The sequence below is a fragment of the Nocardia sp. NPDC060255 genome (assembly GCF_042727395.1).
Taxonomy (GTDB): domain Bacteria; phylum Actinomycetota; class Actinomycetes; order Mycobacteriales; family Mycobacteriaceae; genus Nocardia.
This window is the reverse complement of sequence record NZ_JBHXAU010000020.1, coordinates 18089-42147: the sequence shown is the minus strand read 5'-3', so window position 1 is coordinate 42147 and position 24059 is coordinate 18089. Positions and strand designations below refer to the sequence as shown.

24 protein-coding genes are annotated in these 24059 nt (G+C 66.5%); 18 read left to right on the top strand and 6 right to left on the bottom strand.

The features are described 5' to 3' along the window. Positions 1 to 10: 10 nt before the first annotated feature. A complete protein-coding gene (locus tag ACFWF1_RS30505; RefSeq protein WP_379281439.1) occupies positions 11 to 769 on the bottom strand; it encodes a hypothetical protein in 759 nt (252 codons plus the stop codon). Between the two features lie 13 nt (positions 770 to 782). Then, positions 783 to 1733 carry a hypothetical protein gene (locus ACFWF1_RS30500; protein ID WP_379281440.1) on the bottom strand — a complete coding sequence of 317 codons (951 nt, stop codon included), beginning with the start codon at positions 1731 to 1733 and terminating at the stop codon, positions 783 to 785. 261 nt (positions 1734 to 1994) lie between these two features. On the opposite strand from ACFWF1_RS30500, the gene ACFWF1_RS30495 reads away from it, so the two are divergent. From ACFWF1_RS30495 to ACFWF1_RS30470, 6 genes are all read left to right on the top strand, one after another. Then, complete coding sequence (locus ACFWF1_RS30495) at positions 1995 to 3113, top strand: MCE family protein (protein ID WP_379281441.1); 1119 nt, start codon at positions 1995 to 1997, stop codon at positions 3111 to 3113. A gap of 162 nt (positions 3114 to 3275) precedes the next feature. Then, positions 3276 to 3794 carry a hypothetical protein gene (locus ACFWF1_RS30490; protein WP_379281442.1) on the top strand — a complete coding sequence of 173 codons (519 nt, stop codon included), beginning with the start codon at positions 3276 to 3278 and terminating at the stop codon, positions 3792 to 3794. A 614-nt stretch (positions 3795 to 4408) separates the two neighbouring features. Then, positions 4409 to 5371 carry a ParB/RepB/Spo0J family partition protein gene (locus ACFWF1_RS30485; protein WP_379281443.1) on the top strand — a complete coding sequence of 321 codons (963 nt, stop codon included), beginning with the start codon at positions 4409 to 4411 and terminating at the stop codon, positions 5369 to 5371. Positions 5372 to 5443: 72 nt separating this feature from the next. Next, complete coding sequence (locus tag ACFWF1_RS30480) at positions 5444 to 6676, top strand: cytochrome P450 (protein ID WP_379281444.1); 1233 nt, start codon at positions 5444 to 5446, stop codon at positions 6674 to 6676. Positions 6677 to 6688: 12 nt separating this feature from the next. Further along, positions 6689 to 7645 (top strand): LLM class flavin-dependent oxidoreductase, encoded by a 957-nt coding sequence (locus ACFWF1_RS30475; RefSeq protein WP_379281445.1) that lies wholly within the window; start codon positions 6689 to 6691, stop codon positions 7643 to 7645. Continuing rightward, entirely contained in the window at positions 7638 to 9233 is a 1596-nt protein-coding gene (locus ACFWF1_RS30470) for a class I adenylate-forming enzyme family protein (protein ID WP_379281446.1), read from the top strand. Before ACFWF1_RS30475 ends, ACFWF1_RS30470 begins: the two co-directional genes overlap by 8 nt. Here the strand turns inward: ACFWF1_RS30470 and ACFWF1_RS30465 are convergent. After that, entirely contained in the window at positions 9226 to 9738 is a 513-nt protein-coding gene (locus ACFWF1_RS30465) for an ester cyclase (RefSeq protein WP_379281447.1), read from the bottom strand. The genes ACFWF1_RS30470 and ACFWF1_RS30465 overlap by 8 nt on opposite strands. 38 nt (positions 9739 to 9776) lie before the next feature. Beyond that, entirely contained in the window at positions 9777 to 10259 is a 483-nt protein-coding gene (locus ACFWF1_RS30460) for an ester cyclase (RefSeq protein WP_379281448.1), read from the bottom strand. Between the two features lie 180 nt (positions 10260 to 10439). Between ACFWF1_RS30460 and ACFWF1_RS30455 the strand changes: the two genes are divergently transcribed. Together ACFWF1_RS30455 and ACFWF1_RS30450 are read left to right on the top strand one after the other, a co-directional pair. Continuing rightward, positions 10440 to 12515, top strand: a complete 2076-nt coding sequence (locus ACFWF1_RS30455) for an FAD-dependent oxidoreductase (RefSeq protein ID WP_379322238.1) — start codon at positions 10440 to 10442, stop codon at positions 12513 to 12515. Positions 12516 to 12519: 4 nt separating this feature from the next. Then, the gene (locus ACFWF1_RS30450) at positions 12520 to 13743 is read left to right on the top strand and encodes a cytochrome P450 (protein ID WP_379281450.1); all 1224 of its coding nucleotides are present in this window, start codon (positions 12520 to 12522) and stop codon (positions 13741 to 13743) included. A 1-nt stretch (position 13744) separates the two neighbouring features. On the opposite strand, the gene ACFWF1_RS30445 is transcribed toward ACFWF1_RS30450, so the two are convergent. After that, the gene (locus ACFWF1_RS30445; protein WP_379281451.1) at positions 13745 to 14140 is read right to left on the bottom strand and encodes a VOC family protein; all 396 of its coding nucleotides are present in this window, start codon (positions 14138 to 14140) and stop codon (positions 13745 to 13747) included. A gap of 185 nt (positions 14141 to 14325) precedes the next feature. Continuing rightward, complete coding sequence (locus ACFWF1_RS30440; RefSeq protein WP_379281452.1) at positions 14326 to 14592, bottom strand: hypothetical protein; 267 nt, start codon at positions 14590 to 14592, stop codon at positions 14326 to 14328. Positions 14593 to 14595: 3 nt separating this feature from the next. On the opposite strand from ACFWF1_RS30440, the gene ACFWF1_RS30435 reads away from it, so the two are divergent. The 10 genes from ACFWF1_RS30435 (at position 14596) to ACFWF1_RS30390 (ending at position 24039) form a co-directional block, all read left to right on the top strand. Next, positions 14596 to 15294, top strand: coding sequence for a helix-turn-helix domain-containing protein (locus tag ACFWF1_RS30435; protein ID WP_379281453.1), 699 nt, complete (start codon positions 14596 to 14598; stop codon positions 15292 to 15294). Continuing rightward, positions 15291 to 16280 (top strand): ATP-binding cassette domain-containing protein, encoded by a 990-nt coding sequence (locus tag ACFWF1_RS30430; RefSeq protein WP_379281454.1) that lies wholly within the window; start codon positions 15291 to 15293, stop codon positions 16278 to 16280. Before ACFWF1_RS30435 ends, ACFWF1_RS30430 begins: the two co-directional genes overlap by 4 nt. Further along, a complete protein-coding gene (locus ACFWF1_RS30425; protein WP_379281455.1) occupies positions 16270 to 17034 on the top strand; it encodes an ABC transporter permease in 765 nt (254 codons plus the stop codon). The genes ACFWF1_RS30430 and ACFWF1_RS30425 overlap by 11 nt, the downstream gene beginning before the upstream one ends. 238 nt (positions 17035 to 17272) lie before the next feature. Further along, positions 17273 to 18232, top strand: a complete 960-nt coding sequence (locus ACFWF1_RS30420; protein WP_379281456.1) for a hypothetical protein — start codon at positions 17273 to 17275, stop codon at positions 18230 to 18232. A gap of 7 nt (positions 18233 to 18239) precedes the next feature. Next, a complete protein-coding gene (locus tag ACFWF1_RS30415; RefSeq protein WP_379281457.1) occupies positions 18240 to 19328 on the top strand; it encodes an NAD(P)/FAD-dependent oxidoreductase in 1089 nt (362 codons plus the stop codon). Between the two features lie 6 nt (positions 19329 to 19334). After that, on the top strand, positions 19335 to 20135 hold the full coding sequence (locus ACFWF1_RS30410) for a VOC family protein (RefSeq protein ID WP_379281458.1): 801 nt from the start codon (positions 19335 to 19337) through the stop codon (positions 20133 to 20135). A 2-nt stretch (positions 20136 to 20137) separates the two neighbouring features. After that, positions 20138 to 21100, top strand: a complete 963-nt coding sequence (locus ACFWF1_RS30405; protein WP_379281459.1) for a VOC family protein — start codon at positions 20138 to 20140, stop codon at positions 21098 to 21100. A 16-nt stretch (positions 21101 to 21116) separates the two neighbouring features. After that, the gene (locus ACFWF1_RS30400; protein WP_379281460.1) at positions 21117 to 21869 is read left to right on the top strand and encodes a VOC family protein; all 753 of its coding nucleotides are present in this window, start codon (positions 21117 to 21119) and stop codon (positions 21867 to 21869) included. Continuing rightward, complete coding sequence (locus ACFWF1_RS30395) at positions 21869 to 23320, top strand: aminotransferase class I/II-fold pyridoxal phosphate-dependent enzyme (protein ID WP_379281461.1); 1452 nt, start codon at positions 21869 to 21871, stop codon at positions 23318 to 23320. Before ACFWF1_RS30400 ends, ACFWF1_RS30395 begins: the two co-directional genes overlap by 1 nt. Next, entirely contained in the window at positions 23317 to 24039 is a 723-nt protein-coding gene (locus ACFWF1_RS30390) for a PIG-L deacetylase family protein (protein WP_379281462.1), read from the top strand. Before ACFWF1_RS30395 ends, ACFWF1_RS30390 begins: the two co-directional genes overlap by 4 nt. The last annotated feature ends 20 nt before the right edge of the window (positions 24040 to 24059 follow it).

Sequence of the window (24059 nt, the reverse complement as noted above, 5' to 3'; positions counted from 1 at the left end):
CGCGCGGCATTCAGGTCATCAGCTGCCGGACACTCATTCGTTCGCTGGGCGTCAGCGCACGCAATCCACCGGGCAACCCGATCCCGTGCTCGCGCAGGAAATTACGAAGACTGGGACCGTTCGCGCGTTGCCGGGTCACCGACCAGGTGACGGTGTAGTCGGAATTGCTGCCGCAGCCGGCATTCGAGTCCGAGCCCGGGTAGCGGATCGTCTTCCGATAGGTGGTGCCGCCCGCGGCGTCGATGGCGTGATCCCACCCGAGTTTGTTCATGCCGACCGTGCCCACCGCGACGAAGCCGTCGCAATCGGGAAAGAAGAAGTTGCCGATGCGGATCAGCCGGACGAAGTCGAACCAGGACGCGTCGTTGAAATCCGCGGCGTTGAAATCGTCCGGGACGGTCTGGCCGACGTCGAGATAGTTGAGTTCGGTGACCTCGTTTCCGGGCTGTGCCGCCTGGACGAAGAAGTCGAGCGCCTTGTTCGAGAGTTGGTCGCTGATAGCGGCCAGACCGCCCTCGAAATGTCCGGTGTCGCCGTTGTATATCTGGTAGCTGATGATCGCGGGTGTCGCCGCGTCGGCCAGGATCACCGACGAGAAGGTCAGGCCGACACCGTGATCGCCGTTGTTGACATCGCCCGCGTCGTGCGACTGGGAACCGAACGACCGGTGCCCGGTGGTGAGACCGAACTGCACCGTGTCGGTGTCCTCGTGGCGCGAACGCGTGTTGTCGATGTGGAACTGTTCCAGCGTGAACGTGTAGATGCCCATGGTCGTGACCGATTCAGCGTGGGCTGACGAATACGCGGACCATGCCGCGGCCGCTGGTGAGCGGCGTCAGGGCCTTGCCGATCACCGCGCCGAACGCGCGTTGCGGCTCGGTGACCCGGCGGCAGTGGCCGGTCGTCGCGGAGGTCGTCAGCAGGTCGCCGGGCCGGATGGGGGCCGCCTCCGCGTCCGCGGCGCACCACACCTTGCCCATCAGTGCCACGTGCGCGCTGTTGTCGTGCCGGTCGAGTACGATGGCGGGCCGCACGCCGCCCGCGCCGGACACGATGCCCGCCACCGCGGTGTCGTAATCGCGTTCGCACGGATGGATTTCGCCGTCGGCGCCGACCACGACAACCACACCGGGTTCGACCGCCGCGTCGGTGGTGGTCATGGCCTCGGCGTAGTCGGCGCCGGTGAGGAAGATGTCGCCGCGGACGGTGAGATTGCCGGTGACGTCCACGTGGCCGTCGAAGAAGCCCGCGTCACCACCGGCGCTGTTCACGCCGACGACGCCGCCATGATTCGGATTCTTCGACCAGCCTCGAACACCCTCTGCCCCAGCGCTTTCGAACCAGCCGCCGTTGCCGCCGGGCGATGAGTTATTGAGTCCGACGACTCCGGCACCCGCACCCTGGCTTTCGCCGACGATGCTGTTGCCGGTATCGCTGAGGCCGTAGACGGAAGCGCCGCCGCCGGTGTTGGTGCCGACGACGCCGCCGTGGTTGGGGTTCTTGGACCAGCCCCGAACCCCTTCACCGTCAGCGCTTTCGAAGTATCCGCCATTGCCACCGCCGGTGTTGACCCCGACCACACCGCCATGGTTGGGGTTCTTCGACCAGCCCCGAACCCCTTCGCCCTCAGCGCTTTCGAACCACCCGCCGTTGCCACCCGGCGCGGGCGAGGTATTCACCCCGACCACCGCCGTGACGCCCGCGACTGCGGAGTCGCCGTTGAGACTGCTCATCTTCCACCCCTCTGTATCGAGATCCCCGCGAGCGGATTCGGTGAACCCACCCTGATGGCGCTCAGCCTGGCACCGCGCCGATACGAGGTCGAGCGTCCGGTTCACTGACCGAACTGTCAGGGCCAGCGCGAGGGGACGCGGCGATTGACAAAGTGCACAGGCGGGTTGTCCGCCGTGACCAGGAATTTTGTGGCCGCCTCGTTTCGTTGGCCGTGAGCGGAGCTCGCTGATAGTGTTCGCGCGACGGCGAGGGGAGTCGACGTGAATGGACAGCGCTGCGCGCGGCGGATCAATACTGGCTCGGGGGTCAAGGGGCGGGCACTGGTGGTCGCGGTGACCGTAGTGGCGGTGGCCTCCGGGTGTGGCCTCACGGTGGAGAAGCTGCCACTGCCCAAGCCCGGTGTGTCCGGCGAAACCTACACTGTGCATGCGGTTTTCGAGAACGCGCTGAACCTGCCGGATCAGGCGAAGGTGAAGATCGGCGGCTCCGATGTCGGCGTGGTCTCCAACATCAAGACCAAGAACTTCCAGGCGGTCGTCGACCTGACCATCAGCAAGGACATCGAGCTGCCCAAGGACAGCACCGCCGAGCTGCGTCAGGCCACCCCGCTCGGTGATGTGTTCGTCGCGGTGTCCAAGCCGAAGACCGAGCCGGGCACGAACATGCTGCACGACGGTGACACTCTCGGCCTGGACAAGACCTCGGCGGGTGCGACCGTCGAGCAGCTGCTGATCTCGATCTCCATGCTGTTCAACGGTGGTGGCGTCGCCAGCTTGAGCAAGTTGACCTCGGAGCTGGACTCGATCGTCGGCGGGCGCGGCGGTGAGTTGTCGCATCTGATCAAGGAAATGACCGGCGTGGTCGGCAGTTTGAACGACAACAGCGCGAAGGTCGACGGCGTGCTGAACGAGTTCGGCGCGCTGGCCAACACCATCGAGGCCCGCCGCGGTGAGCTCGGTCAGGTGGCCGACACGCTGCCGCAGATGATCGGCGCGATCGCCGAGAACAACAGGGCCATCGGCGATTTGCTGACCAAGGTGTCCACCACCAGTGCCGCGCTCGGTGATTACGCCGACACCTCCGGCCAGCAGCTGGGCAGCCTGCTCGACAACACCCATCAGCTGATGGACGCGCTGGCGAAGACCGGCGACGAACTCGGCATCCTGCTCGATCGGGCGCGAGTGATCCGGCCGAAGGTCGACGCGACGTTCCGGGGCAAGGGTTATGCCGTTTTCTTCTCCGCAACCGCACTCGATCTCAGCGCGTTGACCGATCCGCAACACGGCGGATTCCAGGATCTGCGCGATCTACAGGATTTCTCGGGCAGCCTGATCCAGGCCCTGCAGATCGTGCAGGGGCGAGTGCAGGGCCATCGCTGACCGTGTTGCTGTACGCCTGCGGGTAGATCGGCGCGGCGGAAACTTCTCGGGAATTGCGGTCAACTTCTCGGAAATTGCCTTTTATCGCCTACGCGCGGGCGGTATTTCTGCATGAAATGATTCTCTGTGTGGCTTGCAGTATTTCGAGTTAGGAGATCAGAAATGGCATTTCGACAATTCCGATCGATGGCACTGATCGCCGTGGTGGTACCCGCCGCTGCGCTGGTCCTGCTGCCCGCGAGTGCCGTTCAGGCCGACATCGGCGACCTGAGCTGCGCGATGACGCTCGACTCCACCTTCAAACCGGCGCTGAAGGCGGGTGGCAAGGCGGCGATTTCCACCCAGGGCACGCTCACCAACTGTGCGTCGGGCAACGGCAAACATGCGGTGCGGACTTCGGGGAAGCTCGAGGCCAGCGGCACCGCGACCAGCGCGCCGGTGAAGGAGGCGCCGTGCGGCCTGCTCGTCAGCGCGAATCAGCGTGGCAAGGTCTACTGGTCGGACGGCTCCACCACCGCGTTCGACTGGGGGACCGATGGCGCGACGCCCAACGGTAAGGTCGCCGACGGTCAACTGCTGCGCGATACGTTGAACATCGTGGTGAAGGACGGGAAAGCGAACGCGGGCTGCGAATCCGGTCTGGAATCGCTGACCACTTGGGGCGAGGTGTCGTTCGGCTGACGGTGACAGTCCCAGCGCCGTCGAGGCGGCGGCTGTGCCTTCGATCCGTGCGCCGATCTTCGCGAACGCCGTGTCGCGTGCGGTGGACACGTCGTCATCGAACGGCGCGAAGCCACAGTCGTCGCCCGTGCCGACGGACGGGGCTACACAGGCGCCCGTAATTGGTGGGCTGCACTGTGCTCGAGGTATTGGGGAATGGTGCGAGAGTGATTCAGATTGTCTCGCACGACTTACTGGGGACGAGGGAATATCCGACGGCGTTGCCTGGCTGGAAAGGCTACCATACGATCGCGATCTTGAATGGCGCTCGAGCGGATGTCGCGACCTCGTGGCATCGCTATATGCATTGCGCAAGAGACGAATTCAAGTGTCTTGACAAACGGCCGTCGCACGATACTAAGCGCGGGTACTGGCGAAGTTCGCTGTGCCGCTGTAAGTTTCGTTTTGCGCGGGGAGACGCATCGGCGATTTTGCAAATGCAAGTACATTTGCGCGCCGGTTCCGCGGTGTTCGAGTGCGACGCGAGGATCGAGTGAAGGGATCGTTCGATGCTGGGAAGGGGGGGAGACGCCGAATCCGAAGTCTGCGTAATAGATTTCCCTGAGGGCTTGCCGGTGATCACGACGTCCGTGCGGGTGCCGATCACCGATCTGCTGCCTGCCGACTCACCGAGGGTCGGCGGCGAGGACGACGACCACGTGCGCATGCTCGCGCAGTCGGAACGCCCGTTGCCGCCCATCCTGGTCAACCGCCGGACGATGCGCGTCGTCGACGGGATGCACCGGCTGCGCGCGGTGCAGGCGCGCGGTGCGGACACCGTCGAGGTGACCTTCTACGAGGGTTCCGAACAGGACGCGTTCGTGCTGTCGGTGCGGCTCAACACTACTCATGGGTTGCCGTTGTCGACGGCCGACCGCGCGGCCGCCGCGGCGCGTATCGTGACATCACATCCGGACTGGTCGAACCGGTCCATTGCCGCTGTCGTCGGCATCTCGGACAAGACCGTCGCGGCCGTCCGACGGCGTTCGACTGCGGAGATTCCGCAGACGAACATCCGGATCGGCCGGGACGGGCGCAGGCGTCGCCTCGATTCGTCCGACGGCCGAATCCTGGCCAGCGCGTTGATGATCGAACGGCCGGACGCGCCGTTACGGGAGATCGCCGCCGAGGCGGGCATCTCGCTGAGCATGGCCAGCGACGTGCGCAACCGGCTGCGCAACGGTCGCGCGCCGGTGCCGGCCCGCCAGCAGCGGGCGGATCGACCGGCCGCACCGCCGGCGGCCGAGACCGAGCCGCCGGAGTGCGCGGCGCCGAGCGAGCCCGTCCCGGACCCGATGTCCGCGCTGCGCGAACTCAGCCGCGATCCAGCCCTGCGGTCGCGCGAGGACGGCCGGAAACTGCTGTGGCTGTTGAACGTTCACTCGCTGACGCCGCAGATGTGGCTCAAACTCATCGGCACCGTGCCGCCCCATCGTGCGGCGGCGGTCGCCCAGTTGGCGCGCAGGTGCGCGGAGCGCTGGAATCAGTTCGCCCAGCAGATCGATCGGCTCTCCGACGAGACGCCCAAGGTCGGCTAGTCGGCGCAATCGCGAAGAAGGATGGCGCCCGCCCCGTCGATACGATCTTTGCTGACGTGCGCAGGAGGACTCATGGTGCTGCCGCAGCGACTCGACTTGGTAGATCCGCGATTTCGAGCCGATCCCTATCCGATATATGCCGAGCTGCGCGCGGATCGGCCCGCGTTGCGGCTGCAACTGCCCGACGGCCGCGACGCCTGGTTACTCACCCGCTACGCCGACGTGGAATCCGTTCTGACAGACCGGGATCGGTTCAGTACCCAGTCATTCCTGGGGCAGGAGGGTTCGGCGATTCCGGCGCACCTGAGCAATGTCTACATGCTGTTCAACGAGATCATGCTCGGCAAGGATCCGCCGGAGCACACCCGGCTGCGCAAGCTGGTGCAGAAGACGTTCACCACGCGACTCGTCGAACGGCTCCGGCCGAACGTCGTCGACCTGGCCGAGCACCTGCTCGACAATGTCTTCGAGCGTGCGCGCGCCACCGGCGAGCGGCGGATGGAAGTCATTGCCGACTATGCCTTTCCGATCCCGGTGACCATCATCATGGACCTGCTCGGCATCCCCGAGGCGGGCCGCGCGGACATCCGGAAGTGGTCGACGGCGTTGGCGTCGTTCGACGGCAGCCTCGAGCAGGCCGAGTTGATCGTCACCGAGGTCGACGCGTTCGTGGACTATCTGCGAAAACTGGTGCAGGACAAGCGGAATACGCCCGCCGAAGATCTGATCAGTGCGCTGGCCGTCGTCGAGGACGACGGCGACCGGCTGTCCGAGGACGATCTGCTCGCGATGATCTACGTCCTGATCTTCGCCGGGCACGAGACCACCCTGCATCTCATCGGCAACGGCACGCGCGCACTGCTGACCCACCGCGCGGAATTCGAGAAACTGCGACGCGACCCGGCCCTGATCGACCGCGCCGTCGAGGAGTTGTTGCGCTACGACCCGCCGGTCGAAGTGCCGCGGGCCAGGATCGCCGTCGAGAACGTGGATTTGGCTGGGGTCACGATCGAGCAGGGGGATGTCGTCCTGGTCGGCATTGCCAGCGCCAATCGGGACCCCGAGGCCTTCGATGACGCCGGCGCGCTGAACATCTCCCGGACGGATAATCGACATCTGGGCTTCGGCAAGGGAATTCACGTGTGCATCGGACTCGCGCTCGCGCGCCTGGAGGCCAGGATCGCGTTCGAGGTGCTCGTCCGCCGCATGCCCGAGCTGCGCTTGGCGGTGCCCGCCGACGAACTCGAACTGCGGCCCGGTGGCATCTTCCTGCGCGGGCTGGCCGCGCTACCGGTGACCTTCTGACATGGGGGCGGCATGGAAATAGGTCTGGTGCTGCCGCAGATGGAGGGCGCGATGGACGGCGCGACCCCGCGCTGGCCCGATATCGCCGCCATGGCGGGCCGCGCGGAGGAGGTCGGGCTCGACTCGATCTGGTTGATCGATCACCTGGTCGTGCGCACCGAGGGCCGGGGCAGCCCGTGGAAGGGTCTGTGGGAATGCTGGACGGCGCTGGCGGGTCTCGCCGCCGTGACCAGCACCATCCGGCTCGGCTCGCTGGTCGCCGCGACCAGCCTGCGCAACCCGACGCTGCTGGCGAAAATGGCCGACACGGTCGACGAGATCAGCGGCGGCCGATTGATCGTCGGCCTCGGCGCAGGGTCGTATCCGCAAGAGCACCAGGCATTCGGCTATCCGTGGGACCGCCGGGTCGACCGGTTCGAAGAGGCGCTCACCGTGATTGCGGCTCTGCTGAAGACGGGGCGCGCCGACTATGACGGCACCTTCTACTCCGCGCGGGATTGCGAGCTCAAACCCCGGCCGCGACTCGAGGGCGGCCCGCCCATCCTGGTCGGTGCGATCGCGCACGGCCCGCGGATGCTGCGGCTGGCCGCGCGGCATGCCGACATGTGGAATGCCTGGCTGGTTTTCGGTGAGAGCCATCCGAAAGTTATTGCGCCGCTGCGCGAGGCCGTCGATGCCGCGTGCCGGGACGTCGGGCGCGATCCGGCGACGCTGACGCGAACCGCGACGGTCTTGGTCGACCTCGCGGATGCCTACGCCTATGGCGTAGATGTCCCGCTTCGGCTGCGGGAACGCCGATCGGTGAGTGCGGTGACCGGAACGCCTAACGAGATCGCCGCCACGCTAAGGGAATTCGGCGAACAGGGCATCGATCAGCTCCAGGTGTGCCTGGCGCCGAACACACTCGCGGCCCTCAGCAAGTTCGCCGAGATCGTCGAGATTCTGCGGGCTGGAGGGACCAATGAGTGAGACATCGCGCAGCGACTCGACGAGGGGTGATGGCCGGGTGGCGGATGGGCCCGAAGAAACCTTGGCCGCGGCGCTGGCGCGGGCCTGCGAACGGTGGCCCGCGCGGACGGCGCTGCGATCGCCCGATTCGGTACTGACCTACGCCGAGCTGGCGGATCGGATCCGCCGGCTGTCCGCCTCGTATGGGCGACTCGGCATTCGGCCGGGCGATCCGGTGCTGTGCCAGGTGGGCAATCGGCCGGAACATCTGATCGCCGCCGCGGCCGCCTGGCGGCACGGCGCGATTCACGTGGCAGTCGACCGCGAGCTGCCCTTGCCCGCGTTGTCGGCGGCCGTGTACCGAACAGGTGCCCGCGCCTTGGTGTTCGCGCTGATCGACAGCGAACAGTGCCGTGCGACTGTGGAATTCGTGCAGCGAGAGCATGCTGATCTGCCGATCGTGCTGGTCGGTGCCGAACCGCTACCCGGCACCCTGTCGTTCGCCGACCTCGCTACCGCGCCCGACGACGGCACCGGCAACTCGCGCCCCGCGGCCACCGAGCCGGCGGCGATCTTCACCACGTCGGGCACCACCGGAACACCCAAAATGCCCATGGGATATCACGGAAAGCTCACCCGCAGCTGGTCCCGGCTGGCCGAGGAACTGCACTTCCGACCCGACGACGTGCACCTGGGCCACCTGCCGCTGTCGCACGGCTTCGGGCTCATGCTCGCCACCGCGGCACTGCTGAGCGGCGGCGCGATCGTGCCCGTCGAACGATTCTCCCGAGCGGCGGTGCTCGAGCTGATCGAGCGCGAGCGAATCACCGTATTCCACGGTTCCCCAGCGCATTTCACCATGCTGCTCGGCGCGCTGGACGAGGGGGCGCACGATATCGGCTCGCTCCGGATCGGCGTGGCCAGCGGTGCCGCTTTCGATCGAGCCCTGCTCGCGGCCATCCTCGATCGGATGGGCATGGAGCTGATGCTGATGTACGGCGCCAGCGAGGGCATCGGGGTCGGCACCACGGACCGCGCCGAGATGCTGTCCGGTTCGGTCGGCACGCCGGTGCCCGGTTCCGTGGGTGTCGTCGACGAGCACGAGCGGCCCGTACCGCACGGGGAGGTGGGCGAGATCGTCTTCGCCCGGGAACTGTCGCCGGTGCGGTACTGGCAGCCCCCGGTCGACGGGACGCCCGCGGGACCGGGAGCGGAGCTGGGCACCGGCTGGTACCACTCCGGTGATCTCGGCCGCTTCGACGCCGAGGGCCGCCTGTATGTCGTGGGCCGGATGACCGACCAGATCAACCGGGGCGGGCAGAAGGTCGATCCGCGCGAGGTGGAGGAGGCGCTGCGCGGCTGCCCCGAGGTGGCCGAGGCCGCGGTGATCGGCGTGCCGCACGACGTGCTCGGCGAGGTGGTCTGCGCGTGCGTGGTGCCCGCCGCCGGGCGAACCTGCACGCTGGACGCACTGCGGTCGGCGCTGGCCGTGCGGCTGCCGCGCTACCAGCTGCCCGAGGAGCTGTGCGTGCTCCGGGAGATCCCGAAAACCACGCTCGGAAAAGTGGATCCGAAGCTGCTGCGGGCAGCGGTATCGGCGGTCAGATGAATACCTTGCCGGTGACGCGATTTCTGCGCAGATAACCGTCGTCCATGATTTTCCGCTGGATATCCGGCCCTAATCCGTCCAATTGCGCGAGTGCGTTGATCCGTGCCTTCGGGTAATAGTCCCAGTGCTGCACGATCTTCCCGTCCGCGATCCGGAATACGTCGGAGCCGTAGACGAGGATGTCTTTGTTCGTCGGTTCCAGCCCGTAGAATTCGCCCCGGTGCGTCGCGGTGAGGTCCCAGGCGAGGAATACATTCTGATCGTCGGCGATCATCATCTGTTCGGTGAAATGCTGGTTCGGGAACGCACTCTTCGGCAGCACCGGATCGCTGGGTTCACCCTTGCCGTTATAGGCCGCGAAGCCTACGGGATGGGGGAAGTACCGAATAAACTGCTCACTGACGAGATGGCGCGGTATATACGACTCGCCGCGTTCGTTCCAGGCCGCGAGAATTTCGCGCGCCACTACCTTGTTGGCCTCGCGGAGGTCGGTCATGCTGCTCATGTTCAATCCTGTTCACCCGTGCGGTTATCCGGTTTCGGCTAACTCAGTCCCTCGGCCTTCATCTTCTTCAGCGAGTCCTCGTCCATGACGCCGAGCAGCACGTATGCCTCGAGCCGCGGCTTGGTGTAGTGATCCCAGTGCTCGACGATCATGCCGTCCTCGAAGCGCAGGATCTCGCCGCCGTGCAGCTCGATCTTGATGCCGGTGGGCTTCTTGCCGTAGAGCTCGCCGGTGTGCGACGCGCTGCTGACCCAGCCGAGGAACACCATGTCGCCCTCGGTGATCACGAGTTCTTCCCGGAAGTGGATGTCCGGAAAGATATCGTGCTCGGTGCGCATTTCTTCCTGTTCGTCTTCGGTGCCCGCCGGGTGCGCCGACCGGTTGATGATGTCGGGGGAAATGTATTCTTTTACCATCTCCGTCTGCGCCCACGAATAGGCGGCCAACATACGGCGAGCGCCCTGCTGATTGCTGTCGCGTACCTGATCCTCATTCGCAACAGGCTTCGGGTAGTCTGCCATTTCTCCTCCAGCTTGCAATGATGCCGAGACCGGCCCAGAATACGGCAGAAGCGTTAGCCGTACTTCTCGCGTGTTGCCGTCCGCGCGGCATCGCGCACCATATGAAAGAAATCGGCGCTACGATTCGATCCTACCGTCGAAGGTTCGTGAGGTCGGCCGATGGAAATGGATTATCCACACGTGTTCCAGCCCATTGATGTCGGGCCGATGACGGTGGCGAACCGCATCTACATGCCGCCGCACGGTATACCGCTGACGGTTCCCGGATTCGCCGGACTCTCCGTTCCGTCCGACGATTTCGCCGCCTACTACGCCGAACGCGCACGCGCGGGCGTCGGGCTGTTCGGCCACAGCCTGGCGATGGCGCCGCTGCTCGGCGGACTGGCCTGCCCGGCACTCGCGGAGTCGGTCGGCGCGTTCGCCGCGGTGGCCGAGGCGGTGCACGAGCACGGCGCCCGGATCTTCGGCCAGTTGCACTACTCGTCGCTCACCGCGGGCCCGTGGGAACCGCTCAGTCCGCGCGCACCGGTGTTCGGCGTGGCCGCCACCCAGCGCTTTGAGCGCTACGACACCTGCCACGCGCTGACCAGGGACGAGATCGAGCTGCTCGTCGGTCTGTACCGACGGTGCAGCCGAAACCTGTTGCAGGCCGGCTACGACGGCGTGCAGATCCACGCCAGCCACGGCGTGCTGATGGAACAGTTCCTTTCCCCGTATTTCAATCACCGCGACGACGAATACGGCGGCGATGCGAAGGGCCGGATGCGGCTGCTCGTCGAGGCACTGACCGCGATCCGGGACGAATGCGGCGACGGCCTGGCCACGGGGGTCCGGTTGATCTGTGACGAGCGGTTGACCGGCGGTCTGACCGCCGCCGACGTCGAGGAGATCGCGCTGGACCTGGTCGACCGCGCGCTGGTCGACTTCATCGACCTGGACATCGCGGTGGAACCGCAGCAGCCGGAGCTGATGACGACCCCCTCGCTGGTCGCGCCGTTGCATCTGGTGAATGCCGTTGCTGCCCTGCGTAAGACGGTGCCCGCGCACGTCCCGATGCTGAGTTCGGTCGGCCGGGTCACCTCGGTGGCCGAGGCCGAAAAGGTGCTCGCCGCCGGCGCGGTCGATCTGGTCGGCATCGGCCGCGGGCTGATCGCCGAGCCGGAGTTGGTGCGCAACGCCAAGGAAGGGCGCGAGCAGCGGAGCCGAGCCTGCATCGCCTGCAATCACTGCATCGCCACGGTGCAGCGACCAGGCGGGGGATACGGCTGCGCGCTGAACCCGGCCACCGGTCGGGAAAGACGCTGGGGAACAAGGACATTCGTACCCGCGCCGATGCCCGGCAGCGTCGTGGTCGTCGGCGGCGGTCCGGCCGGTCTGGAAGCGGCGCGGGTGGCGGCGTTGCGCGGACACCGAGTCACGCTCCTGGAACGGGAGCCGGAACCGGGTGGCCAGCTGGCGCGGTGGGCCCGGCTGCCCGGTCGGCACAACTACGGTGGCGTCGTCGATTGGTATCTGCGAGAACTGGATTCGCTGAACGTATCGGTGCGCACCGAGACCGCGGGCGGCCCGGATGTCATCGCCGCTCTGGCACCCGACGCCGTGATCGTCGCGACCGGTTCGCGTTACGTCGCCGACGGGCAGAGCGCCTTCGCGCCGTCACCGATTCCAGGATGGGACCGAGACTTCGTGCTGCGCCCCGAGCAAGTGCTCGATCCAGCGTGGGAACCCCGGCCGGGATCGGTGCTGATCCTCGACGAAGAGGGCATCAACACCGCGGCGGGCATCGCGGAACTGCTGGCCCGAGCGGGCATGCGCGTCCACCTGGTCACCCGGCATCCCGACCTCGTGCACAACCTCACCTACGACGGACACGCGCCGATCATCACACGCACCCTGCGCCGGTACGGAGTTCGAGTGAGCCCGCACAGTTACCTGCGGCGAATCGGCGACCACACGGTCACGCTGTACGACGTGCGCACCGGCATGGAGCGACTGGCCGCGGGCGTGGACTTCGTCGTATTGGCCACGATGCGAGCACCATCCGACGATCTGGCGGCGAAACTCGGCGGTGCGGTCGGCCGGGTATTCGTCATCGGTGACGCGCTGGCACCGCGCGGGCTGGCCGAGGCCACCTACGAGGGGCAGCGGTTCGCCCGGCTGCTCGGCGAGCCGGACGCGCCCCGTTCGACGTTCGAGTCGCTGCTCAATCCGATTCCCCCCGTGGCGTTTCCGCGCGCCGCCGACGCATCGAGGTGACCCCGTGGTGACGAAAGTGGACGTCAACCTGTTCGATCCGGCCTTGGACGCCGATCCGCACGAACTGTATCGCCGCCTGCGCGCCGAATCGCCCGTGTGCAAGATCGCGCTGCCGGACCGGCGCGAGGTCTGGCTGGTCACGCCGTACCAGGAGGTACTGGTCATCCTGAAGGACCAGGCGCGCTTCTCCAGCCGCGCGATGCTGTCCCAGTCCGGCGACATCCCCGGGGTGTCGCCAGCCGCGCGGGACGTGATGTCGCTGTTCGACCAGTTCATGTCGAGCAACGATCCGCCTGAACACGAGCGGCTGCGCGGCCTGGTGAGCCGGGTCTTCACGCCGCAGATGGTCGGGGGCCTGCGGGAATTCATCACCGAGATGACCGACCAACTCATCGACGACATCCTGCGCAGGCCAGGCGATCCCACCTTCGATCTGATCTCCGATTTCGCGTTCCCGCTGCCGATCGCGGTGATCATGCGCCTGCTCGGCATCCCGCCCGAGGACCGAGATCGCCTGCGGCACTGGTCCGATGTGCTGGTGCGGTTCGATCGCAGCCCGCGCAGCGCCGAGGAACTGGCGCCCGACGTCGCCGAGTTCATCACCTACGTCCGCGCACTGCTCGACCGCAAGCGCCACACCGCGACCGACGACCTGCTGGGAAAGGTGGTGCGGCAGAGCGATGTCGGCCGGCTCAGCGAGATCGAGTTGGTCTCGATGACCTTCGGCCTGATCTTCGCCGGGCACGAGACCACCACGCATCTGCTCGGCAACGGCATGCTCAGCCTGTTGGAACACCCCGGCGAACTGGAGCGACTGCGCGCGAAACCGAGCCTGATCGACTGGGCCGTCGAGGAATTGCTGCGCTACGAGGGGCCGGTCGTGCTGCGCCGCCGCTTGGTCACCGAGGACGTGACGCTGCGCGGCGAGCGGTTGGCCCGCGGCGATCTGGTGCTCGTCTCACTCGCCGCGGCCAACCGGGACCCCGAGGTGTTCGCCGATCCCGAACGTCTCGATATCTCTCGCCGGGACAACCCGCACCTCGCGTTCGCGCGCGGCATCCACACGTGTCTCGGTGCCGCGTTGGCCCGGTTGGAAGCTCGCATCGCCGTGCCTGCGCTGGTGCGCCGACTGCCGGAATTGCGGGTGGCCGTGCCGCGCGCGGAGCTGCGCTGGCGACCGAGCGGCCTGCATCTGCGTGGACTGCGTGAGCTGCCGCTGCGGTACTGAGCTACTCCTCGAATTCCCCGCCCTCGTAGATGGTGGAGCCATGGACGAAGCAGAGCCGGGTGCCGAACGGGTCTTCGGCGTAGAACGAGCGCTCGCCCCACGCTTGTTCCTCGATGGACGCGTCGAGGCGTGCGGGTTCGGCGCGACGTACCAGTTCCATCGTCTCTTCGATGTCGTCCACGCCGAGATAGATGATGCGCGGGTCCCCGTCGATGTGAAAATCGCCGGAGTCCGGGCCGGGTTCGACGCAGGCGAGTATCACCTCGCCGCACCGGAAGTAATGCCGGTTGACCCACACGCGCTCGCCGGGAGTTTTCAGAATGGCCGAGTAGAACTTGGTCGCCGCCTCGATATCGTCGACCGGTATGACGATCCGGAAGATCCAGGGGGTTGGCATGGCGCGAATGGTACTACGGCCGCCCACAGGGCGTGGGGGAATCGGTGGAGAGAAATATCAGCGACCCGGACAAAAGGTACAGATCGGACGCGATGTAAAAGCCTGACGCGTCAAATTCTTCGAGGCTATCTCAGGCGAAAGGAGGGCCGTCTAATCGTTGGCTCGATCACCTAGGTGCGTTAGAATCATTCTATCGCTTCCAAATGAAATTTGCCGATTCGTCGCTCCGCGTCCGCCGCGAAGCGCCCGATAGAGCTGTGTATGTCATGGAGCCTCTGAAGGTAGATCGAACGGTACGCGAAAGCAGCGCGGAACGGGCCGCGCGCGATCGAATTGCGGCGATTTCCAGCGTAGTCCGACTTATGCAAGCCGATGTCGGCGCCAATCATCGACTGTGCGACCTGGCGGCTGCCACACCATTGAGTCAATTTCATTTTCATCGGGTCTTTCACGCATTGACCGGAGCGGCCCCCGCGCAATTTCTGGCCGCGCTGCGAATGGTGGAGGCGCAGCGGCGGCTGATGTACACCTCCGCCAGCGTTCGTGACATCTGCATGGATGTGGGTTACTCCAGCATCGGCACCTTCACCTCGCGGTTCACCTACCTGGTCGGGGTGCCGCCCGGGCAGTTCCGGCGCGCGTCGCGGCTGTATTCCGAGCATTCGTGCGAGCAGGCGCTGGCCAGCCTGCGTGACGTGCTGCCCGCACCGGCCCGCAGGCAGGTGGTGTGCCGGATCGACGGCGAGCTGCGCGACACCGTGGCGGCGGTCGGCCTGTTCTCCTCCGGGATCCCGCAGGGGCCGATCTTCTCCTGCGGTGTGGTCGGCGTGCCCGGCATCGCCTCGCTCGGCGACCTGCCGGACGGCGAATACCACCTGCGGGCCATCAGCTTCGATCCGTCGGTCACCGTTGCGGGCAGCCTGAGCAAGGAAACGATGGACTTCTGCTACGTCGGGGCCAGCCGCACCCCGGTGAAGATCGTCGGCGGGGTGGCCGTCACCGGCTCCCCGGCGCGGATGTATCTGCGCTCGCGCCGATACATCGATCCGCCCCTGGTGCTCGCGCTGCCACTGGTCATGGAGAGCGAGTTGGAGCGATCCTGTTCGCCCAGTTCCGAATTCGCCAACTATACGAAGGAGTGGCAGTGGTCATGATTGAGGCGAGCGGCCTCGCGAAGACCTTCAAGACGCGGGGCAAGGAGATCAACGCGGTGCGCGGGGTCGACTTCGCTGTCGAGGCCGGTGAGTCGGTCGGCTTCCTCGGCCCGAACGGCGCGGGCAAGACGACGACGCTACGCATGCTGACCACCCTGCTACGACCCACCGCGGGCAGCGCGAAAGTGGCCGGGTGCGACCTGCTTTCGGATCCGATCGGCGTGCGTCGCCGGATCGGCTATGTGGCACAGGAGGGCGGCACCACGCCCGAATGTAAAGTCCACGAGGAGTTGGAGATTCAGGGCCGGTTCTATCGGCTCACCGTCGACGAGGTGCGGCAGCGCATCGATGAGCTGCTGGTCGGCTTGGACCTGGCGGGGCTGGAAAACCGTTACGTGAAAACGCTTTCCGGCGGTCAGCGGCGGCGATTGCAGATCGCGCTCGGCCTCATCCACCAGCCGCCCGTGCTGTTCCTCGACGAGCCGAGCGCGGGCCTGGACCCGCAGAGCCGGGCGAATCTGTGGGACCACATCCGGGCCCTGCGGGACCGGGACGGCGTCACCACCTTCCTGACCACGCACTACCTGGAAGAGGCCGACGCACTCTGCGACAAGGTGCTCGTGATCGACCACGGCCGGCTCATCGCGGAGGGCAGCCCGGACGCGCTCAAGGCGAGCATCGCCGGCGACGAGGTGACCATCGGGGTCGAACCCACCGCACGGGACCGGGCCCGCGAGCTGATCATCGATATCGCCGGGCCGATCGAGCTGACCCTCGACGAGCGGGCCGTGCGGGCGCGATTGCCGCACGGCGACACCGCGATTCCGGATCTGGTGCGCAAATTCGACAGCGCGGGCATCGCGATCCGGAATATCGAGGTGCGCAAGCCCACGCTCGACGATGTCTTCCTGACCCTGACCGGTCGAACGCTGCGCGACGCCGAGATCGGCGAGATCGTGGAGGAGGAGAAGAGCGATGTTGCTTGATACGTGGCTGGTGTTCAAGCGCGGTTTCCAGCTTTCGCTGCGCACCCCAGTCTGGGTGCTGGTCGGACTCATGCAGCCGCTGCTGTATCTATTCCTGTTCGGGCCGCTGCTGCACGGCGTGACCAAGGCGCCCGGCTTCCCCGAGGGCACCTCGTGGCAGATCCTCACCCCGGCGATGCTGGTGCTGCTCGGTCTGTTCGGCAGCGCCTTCGTCGGTTTCGGCCTGATCAGTGAGTGGCGCGGCGGGGTGCTGGACCGGATGCGGGTCACCCCGGCCAGCCGGGCCGCATTGCTGCTCGGCCGGGCGCTGGTCGCCGCGGTCCAGATGATGGTGCAGGGTGCGTTGCTGGTGTTGGTGGCGGTGCTGGTGTTCGGCCTGCGCGCGCCGATCGGCGGTGTGCTGCTGAGCTTGCTCATCGTGGGTCTGCTGGGTGTCACGATGGCGTCGTTCTCGTACGCGCTCGCCCTGCTGATCAAGGTGGAGGAGGCGTTCGGCCCGCTGATGAACACCCTCGTGCTGCCGATCATGCTGCTGTCCGGCATTCTGATCCCGGTCACGACGGTCCTTGCGCCGCAGTGGCTTTACGCGATTTCCCGGGTCAATCCGTTGAGCTATGTCGTAGAGGCCGAGCGCGCGGCCTTCCTCGGCGATTACGGTTCGCGGTCGCTGCTGGTCGGGATTCTGGTGCTGCTCGCGGTGGGTTGCTTGACCGTGTGGTGGGGCATCCGGATGTTCCAGCGCGAGAGCAGCTGAGCGATTTCCGACGGTGCCTGCGCCGATGGTGGTTCGTGTTCCGTTCCACCGTCGGCGCTGTTCCACGTGCGGACGCCGCGGTGATTCCGGTCGAGCGCCCCGGGGCGTGAATCCCGTTCGGCGAGTGGGCAAAGCGCGAGAACGCCCCCCGGCCCCCGACTGCGACACTTTTCTCGGGAAGGCCCAGCAAGCATTGGGGAGCAATATGTCCGTCAATATTTATCGCAACGAGTCTCTCATGCAGATGGAGACCCACGAGGTACCGGCACTGAAAGCCGATGAACTCATCGACAAGGTCCGCACGAAGTGGGCGACGCTGCGCGAACTCGGGTTCGCGGGTGATTACCCGATCGACCTGGTGCGCAGCGCGCCGGGCAGCAACGGCGATTCGGTGAAGGTGGTCGAACTCTTCCGCTGGAAGTCCATTCAGGACCGCGTCAACGCACAGAACAACGAGACCTACAAGCAACTGAACGCCGAGATCAGCGCGCTGACCGCGAACCCGCCCGCGCAGGAGACGTTCACCCAGGCGATCCGGGGATTCAACAAGAACTTCCCCGGCGTCGGCGGCGTCGAACTGCTCAAGGGCGTGTGCTCGTGCCTGCTGACCGTCGACGGGGTGGTTGAGAATTACCCGATGAGCGTCAAGAACGGCATCGTGCTCATGCACCGCAGTCCGCGGATGGATCTCGACGGTGACGGCCGCAACGAAATGTATCTGAAGATCCTGATGCACGGCGGCGAGCTCATTCAGGCGCAGCTCGGCCCCATTCGGATCGAGCAGAATTTCTCGCGGCCCAACGACGGAATCGTCAAGTCGGACAGTCCCGACGGCAGCGATTTCCCGGGCACCGCGATCTGGCGGGTCTCCTGGCGCATCCACACCCCGTTGGGTGCGGTGCTCACCGATCCGGATCAGCCGCTGATCTTCGGACCGGCGAAGGTGAACCACTATCCGCCGGTCGGCACCCACTTCCACTCGCCGACGGGTCCGGTCGCGCTGATCCACGAGGAGAGCGGCGAGCGGGTCGGCACGCTGACACCCGGCGAGCTCACCGCGTTCGACATCGTGGTCACCAAGGACGACGAGATCTTCGCCGACGTGCTCAACACCCCGCCTGCGGACCTGTTCGAGATCTTCAACGAGCAGCTGCAGCGGACGAACGGTCAAGCACAGAAGCCTGTCGTCACCGTATGACGCCGAAATGATCGTGGGTCAGCGAGTCACCGATCGGCCCGTCTGGGCCGACCTGCCCGAGCCGACCTGGTTGCGGCCGGAGGAACCTCCGGCCGCGGCGACGGTCGCGGTGATCGGCGGCGGGCTGATGGGCGTCGCCACCGCCTACTGGCTGTCCCGCTCGGGCATCGACACCGTCCTGCTCGAGCGGGACAATCTCGGTGCGGCGGCCAGCGGCCGTAATGCCGGTCTCGCGCTGCACAATTCGCGCCCGATCGAAAACCCCGACCTGGTCGACGACGTGTTGCACGACGAGAAGATCGACGCGGACTGCCGGACCACCGGCCATCTGGCGCTGGCGAGTTCGCCGCAGATGTGGGAGCGCATCCGCGCCGAGGTGACCGATCGCCCGTCCGGCGCGCCCGCCCTGCACGCGTTGACGCGCAAGGACTGCGAGGAGGTGATCGGGATGCGGATCAGCCGGCGCTATCACGGCGGGCGCTGGTTGCCGAGCGGGCGGACCCTGCACCCGGTCAAGCTGGTGCACGGTCTGGCGCGCGCGGCGCAGGAGGCGGGGGCGCGAATCTGTTCCGGCTGTGCGGTATTCGACGTCGAGGAGCAGCGGGTGCGGACCTCGCGGGGCACTGTGCTGGCCGATCATGTCGTTTTCGCGGCGGGGGCGGGCACGGCTCGGCTGCTCGATTCCGTCGCGCAGTTCCTGCAACCCCAGCCTCGCGAAATGCTGGCGACCACCCCGGTGGCGCGGTCGCTCGGGCCAGGCATGGCGGTGGACTGGGGCACAGCCTATTGGCGGCAGTGCGCCGACGGAACGGTGGTGCTCGGTGGGGCGCCCGTCGAGTTTCTCGGCAGGGCGCTGCCGGACCTGCCGCCACTCGCGTTGGCCCGCAGATGGATCGGCGTGATGGACTGCACGCCCGACGATCAGCCCGTCATCGGTCGGCTGACCCGGCCTGATCAGTGGATCATCGCGGGCTTCTGCGGGCACGGCATCCCGGGCGCGGTCGGGGCAGGCCGAGCGCTCACCGACTACCTCGTCACCGGGACCATGCCGGCGGCGTTGCGTGCATTCCGTCCCGATCGCTTTCTCTCGAGGTGACAAACGATGAGGCTGGCCGAATCTCCGCTCATGTTCGTGTTTTCCGACGTTTCCGACCTCGACGCCGGTCGGGATCTGCTGGAGAACTACCTGGGCCTACGCCTGATAGAAAATCAGTTCCATCCGCCGCATGAACATCACGGTCTCGTCAAATACGACGTGGGCGGCACCATCGTGTCGCTCAACCTGTTCGCGGAAAGACGTTTCGCGCCAGGCTATTCCGACGGCCTCACCATGGTGTACCGGACCGCTGATCCCGCGCTGCTGCGCACCGCGCTCGACGCCTTCGGGCAGTGGGAGGACGAGCGGTTCACCGACCACGACGGCCATCACTTCCACTTCGTCCGTGGCACACCGGAGGGACTGCGTACCGACCTGCTCGAAGTCCGGTTGGTCGTCCCGGATCTGGACGAATGCCTCGGCTACTATCTCGACGCGTTCGGCTTCGAGCTGCTCGACCGCACCGAGCGGTCCGCCCGGTTGGCCACCGGGACAACGGATCTGGTCCTCGACGAGTCGGTCACCGCGCCGGACGGGCAGCTCGTCCGGCGCAAGTCCTACCTCGTCGTCTTCCACGCGCCGGACATCTACGCGGCCTATGAGGCGATGCGCGGCCGTGGCGTGACCTTCAGCCAGGACGTCGGTTTCAGCGATATCGGCGCGACGGCCCGCTTCCGGGATCCCGGCGGCAACACCTTCTGCCTGTACCAACCGTCAGCCGAAAGCCTCGCGTGGGGCAGCGGGCCCAAGGTCGTGCAGCTCTCGACACCGCGTCCCCGTCACCATGCTCCAGCGAAAGGACATTAGCCATGCTGCCCGATTCACGAATCGTCTATTTGTTCCTCTACGTCAAGGATCTGGCGGTCTCGCGCGCCTGGTTCGAGCAGAAGCTCGGGCTGCGCGTGCTCGAAGAGGACGCCGACTCGGTCAAATACGATTGCGGGACAGCGATTCTCGCGCTCAACAGGGCCGACGACTACGGCATCGAACTGGCGACCGAACGCGATCACTCCACCGATATCGTCTTCCTGGTCGACGATCTCGACCATGCGCGGGCCGCGCTCGAGGCGCGCGGGATCGAGTTCACCGAGACGCACCGGTACGAGATCGGCGCGATCACCGACTTCTACGATCCGGACAACCACTGGTTCACGCTCTACGAGACCTCCGACGAGTCGCTCACCTGGCCGAGCGGCGACCGCATCCAGGCCGTGCGGGCCAAGTTGAACGGTAAGAGCAACGGGCACAGCGCATCCGCCGATCTGGCCGCGTTCACCCTGGCCGACAAGCCGCTGATCTACCTGTTCCTGTTCGTCCGGGACGCCGCGGACGCCTTCCTGACCTACGCGGACCGGCTCGGCATCCGCGATATCGAGGGTGGGCCGTGCAGTCGCGCGTCGACGGCGGACGAGGACGGGGTGATCAAGTACGACACCGGCGGCATGATCCTGTCGACGCACCATCTGGAGACCGTCCGCCCCGAGGAACAGATCGTCGACCACCCGTGCCCGCCTCGCACCGTCAATCCGCGCCAGATGCACGGCAAGGCGATCGTCTTCCACACCCCCGATCTCGACGCGACGGTCACCGAACTGTCCGCGAAGGGCATGCGTTTCGATCGGATCAACCGCTCGTCCATCGGGGCGATCGCCGAGTCGGCCGATAGTTCGGGACACGTCTTCTATCTGTGGGAGCCGTCGGAAGAGGCTCTGCAGAGCCCAAGTGGAGCGAGAATGAAGGAACTGCTTGCCACGACCTACGAACCCGCGTAGTGCATCGAGGTGCCCGATGACTCTGCAATTCAGCCCGCTGTCGCACGTGTTCCTGGATACCGCGGATCTGGCCGCGCAACGGGGAATCGTCGAGGGGCAGTTGGGACTTCGCCTGCTGGCCACCGAGGCCGATCCCAAGGCCAGGCACGGCGTCGTCAGCTATGACGCGGGCACCTTGATCATCTCCTACAACCTCATGTCGCGGCGGCAGGAGGAACTCCCGGCGGTGCTGGACAAATTGGTGATCACGTTCAGTTCACCCGTCCAGCGCTCCCTGCCCGCCGGCGATACCGACGGGCATCGCTATCTGCTCGTCAAGGGGTCGGCCGGGCGGCGGCCCGCCGTGACCGAATTGCGGTTGGCGACAGCGGATCTGCGCACCTCGTCGGCATTCTATCGGGACGTGCTCGGGCTGACTCTGCTGTCGCGCAACGGCCATCAGGCGCGGTTCGATGCCGGGGCGATCACGCTCGTGCTGCAGCATCGACGGGACGCGAGTGCTGATTCCCGGCGCGGCACGTATCTGCTGGTGTTTCACACGACCGACATCAAGGACTGCTACGTGCGGCTCGCGGGCCGAGGTGTCGCCTTCAAGAGCCGCCAGATCATCAGTCAGGAGTTCGGTCGCACCATGCATTTCGATGACCCGACCGGCCATCGGTTCTGCCTGTATGAACCGTCGGCCAGCTTCCTGACCACCGCGCCCGGGCGCAAGCTCATGCAGATCTCTGCGGGCTGCGAGGGCATGCTACCGATGGGATTTCCCTGATGTCTGCCTTGGATCCGGGGGAGAGCGGCACCGACGAGATTCTCCGGCTGCTGGACGTGTATTGCACTGGCCGACGGGTGGGTGAGGTCGGCGGCCGGATCGGGCGACTGCCCGGTTATGAGGTGATATCGGTATCGGCCGATGACCCCGGTGCCCCGGTGCCCGTCGACGCGCTCATCTGTTTCGGCTGGTCGGAGCTGAGCTGGGCGCAGCGATTGCGGTTGCTCAGCAATATTCGTGGCCACCTGTTCGATTCCGGCCTGCTCCTGCTCGATCATGCTGCGCCGGAGATGATTTCGTCGCTGCGGCGGGCCGGGTTCGACATTCTGCGCACGGAGGCGGTCGGCGTGCGCCTGCTCGCTCAACTCAAACCGGTGCCGCCGCGGTCGCTGGCGGTGTCGACCTGGGCGACGCCGGCCGACGTCGAGCTGGACCTGCGCTACGCCTCGGACGAGGAACCGCTGCTCGACCCGCGGCCGAGCGCGATCTGGGCCGAATTCATCGCCGAGCTACCGGGATTCGGGGCCGACCTGGCCGGCGGCTATCCGGTGGACGACCTGTTCGGCGGGCAGCGCGGCGCGGGCGTGGTCGGACGCTTCTACGGCATCGCCCTCGCCCCCGAACAGGTCACCTTCGGTGCGGGCGTTACCGCACTGCTGCACGGACTTTCGCGGTTGGCCGATCGCGGGCCGATCGTGGCGCCCGCGATTGTGCACCCCGACCTCGAGGCCTGGGCGCTGAGCCGTGGCGGCGAGGTCCATCTGGTCGACCATCCGGCGACCCCGCAGCAGCTGCAAGCCGCCATCCACACCCGCCGACCGGCGGTCCTGCACCTCGATCGGCCGGATTTCACCGCCGGTGTAATCGGGTTGCCCGAACTGGCGGCGTTGGCCGTGACGACGAGCTCGAACGGCGGAATCGTCGTCGTCGACGAGGCGGCGGCGCCGTATCTCGGTGCGGCGGACAGCGCGATTCGACTCGTCCCCGACGTCCCCAATATCGTGGTGCTGCGCGGCTTTACGAAGGCCTACTCGTGGGGCGGGATTCGGTGCGGCTATGCCGTCGCTTCCTCCGTCGTCGCCCATCGCGTGCGGGAAACGGTGGCGCCCATGCAGGTTGGTGAGCCGGGGTTCAGTGCGGCGCTGCGACTGTTGCGCGCCGGGGACATCTTCGGCAAGCTGCGCCAACGGATTCGACAGCGCAAGCCCGAGTTCGCCGAGACCCTCACCGACGCCGGATTCCAGGTGAGCACCGGACATCCGGACGTGCCGTGGGTGACGGTCGCCGACGTGGCGGGCAAGGCCGCGCGGGCGCTGCTCGACCGTGGCATCGCAGGATTGGCACCCGTTGCCCCGCCGGTGGTTCCGGCGCCGACGAGCGAGCTGCTGCATCTGACGGTGCCGCTGTCGGACGAGCGGGCGCGGCGATTCCGAGAGCTGATCGCGCGGTGACCGCCGCGATCGATCCGTCCCGCCATACCGTGGCCCTGGTCGTCACGGCCCATCCCGACGACGCCGAGTTCCTGTTCGGTGCCACCATCGCCTGGCTGATCGAACACGACGTGGCGGTGTTCTACCTGGTGTGCAGCGACGGCGCGCTCGGTGGCGCGGACCCGGCCGCCGAGCGGGACTCGGTCGCGCGGATCCGGTGCGCCGAGCAGGTCGCCGCGGCGCGGATGCTCGGCGTTCGTGACGTCACCTTCCTCGGGCTCCCCGACGGCACGGTGGTCCCGACCCTCGAGCTACGCACCGCGATCGCCGCCCAGGTGCGGTTGCGCCGCCCGACCGTGGTGCTGACGCACTATCCACACCGGGTGCTCGCGGCGCCGGTCGAGGCCTCGCACCCCGACCACCTCGCGGTCGGCGAGGCCACCCTGGCCGCGATCTATCCCACCGCCGGATCCGCCATGGCGCGGCTCGAATTCGAGGGCAGGGCGCTCGCGGCCTGGCGGCCGGCGGAAATCTGGCTCACCGGCTACGGCGACAGGGACGAGTACTGTATAGACGCGGTTCGGCACCTTTCGAGCAAGGTCGCGGCGATTCTGTGTCACACCAGTCAACTCGGCGACACGCCGGAGGAGACGCCACCCTGGCTGCTTGACTGGATGCGCGGCATCGGAGTAGAACATGGCTTCGAGTACGGGGAGAGTTTCACGCGAATTATGTTGTGACCACGAATTATCTTGCGAAA

Bases quoted from the DNA above. Each gene is read 5' to 3' on its own strand.
- ACFWF1_RS30505 (WP_379281439.1), bottom strand. From the start codon at position 769: ATGGGCATCTACACGTTCACGCTGGAACAGTTCCACATCGACAACACG.
- ACFWF1_RS30500 (WP_379281440.1), bottom strand. From the start codon at position 1,733: ATGAGCAGTCTCAACGGCGACTCCGCAGTCGCGGGCGTCACGGCGGTG.
- ACFWF1_RS30490 (WP_379281442.1), top strand. From the start codon at position 3,276: ATGGCATTTCGACAATTCCGATCGATGGCACTGATCGCCGTGGTGGTA.
- ACFWF1_RS30480 (WP_379281444.1), top strand. From the start codon at position 5,444: ATGGTGCTGCCGCAGCGACTCGACTTGGTAGATCCGCGATTTCGAGCC.
- ACFWF1_RS30475 (WP_379281445.1), top strand. From the start codon at position 6,689: ATGGAAATAGGTCTGGTGCTGCCGCAGATGGAGGGCGCGATGGACGGC.
- ACFWF1_RS30470 (WP_379281446.1), top strand. From the start codon at position 7,638: ATGAGTGAGACATCGCGCAGCGACTCGACGAGGGGTGATGGCCGGGTG.
- ACFWF1_RS30465 (WP_379281447.1), bottom strand. From the start codon at position 9,738: ATGAGCAGCATGACCGACCTCCGCGAGGCCAACAAGGTAGTGGCGCGC.
- ACFWF1_RS30460 (WP_379281448.1), bottom strand. From the start codon at position 10,259: ATGGCAGACTACCCGAAGCCTGTTGCGAATGAGGATCAGGTACGCGAC.
- ACFWF1_RS30445 (WP_379281451.1), bottom strand. From the start codon at position 14,140: ATGCCAACCCCCTGGATCTTCCGGATCGTCATACCGGTCGACGATATC.
- ACFWF1_RS30430 (WP_379281454.1), top strand. From the start codon at position 15,291: ATGATTGAGGCGAGCGGCCTCGCGAAGACCTTCAAGACGCGGGGCAAG.
- ACFWF1_RS30425 (WP_379281455.1), top strand. From the start codon at position 16,270: ATGTTGCTTGATACGTGGCTGGTGTTCAAGCGCGGTTTCCAGCTTTCG.
- ACFWF1_RS30420 (WP_379281456.1), top strand. From the start codon at position 17,273: ATGCAGATGGAGACCCACGAGGTACCGGCACTGAAAGCCGATGAACTC.
- ACFWF1_RS30415 (WP_379281457.1), top strand. From the start codon at position 18,240: ATGATCGTGGGTCAGCGAGTCACCGATCGGCCCGTCTGGGCCGACCTG.
- ACFWF1_RS30410 (WP_379281458.1), top strand. From the start codon at position 19,335: ATGAGGCTGGCCGAATCTCCGCTCATGTTCGTGTTTTCCGACGTTTCC.
- ACFWF1_RS30405 (WP_379281459.1), top strand. From the start codon at position 20,138: ATGCTGCCCGATTCACGAATCGTCTATTTGTTCCTCTACGTCAAGGAT.
- ACFWF1_RS30400 (WP_379281460.1), top strand. From the start codon at position 21,117: ATGACTCTGCAATTCAGCCCGCTGTCGCACGTGTTCCTGGATACCGCG.
- ACFWF1_RS30395 (WP_379281461.1), top strand. From the start codon at position 21,869: ATGTCTGCCTTGGATCCGGGGGAGAGCGGCACCGACGAGATTCTCCGG.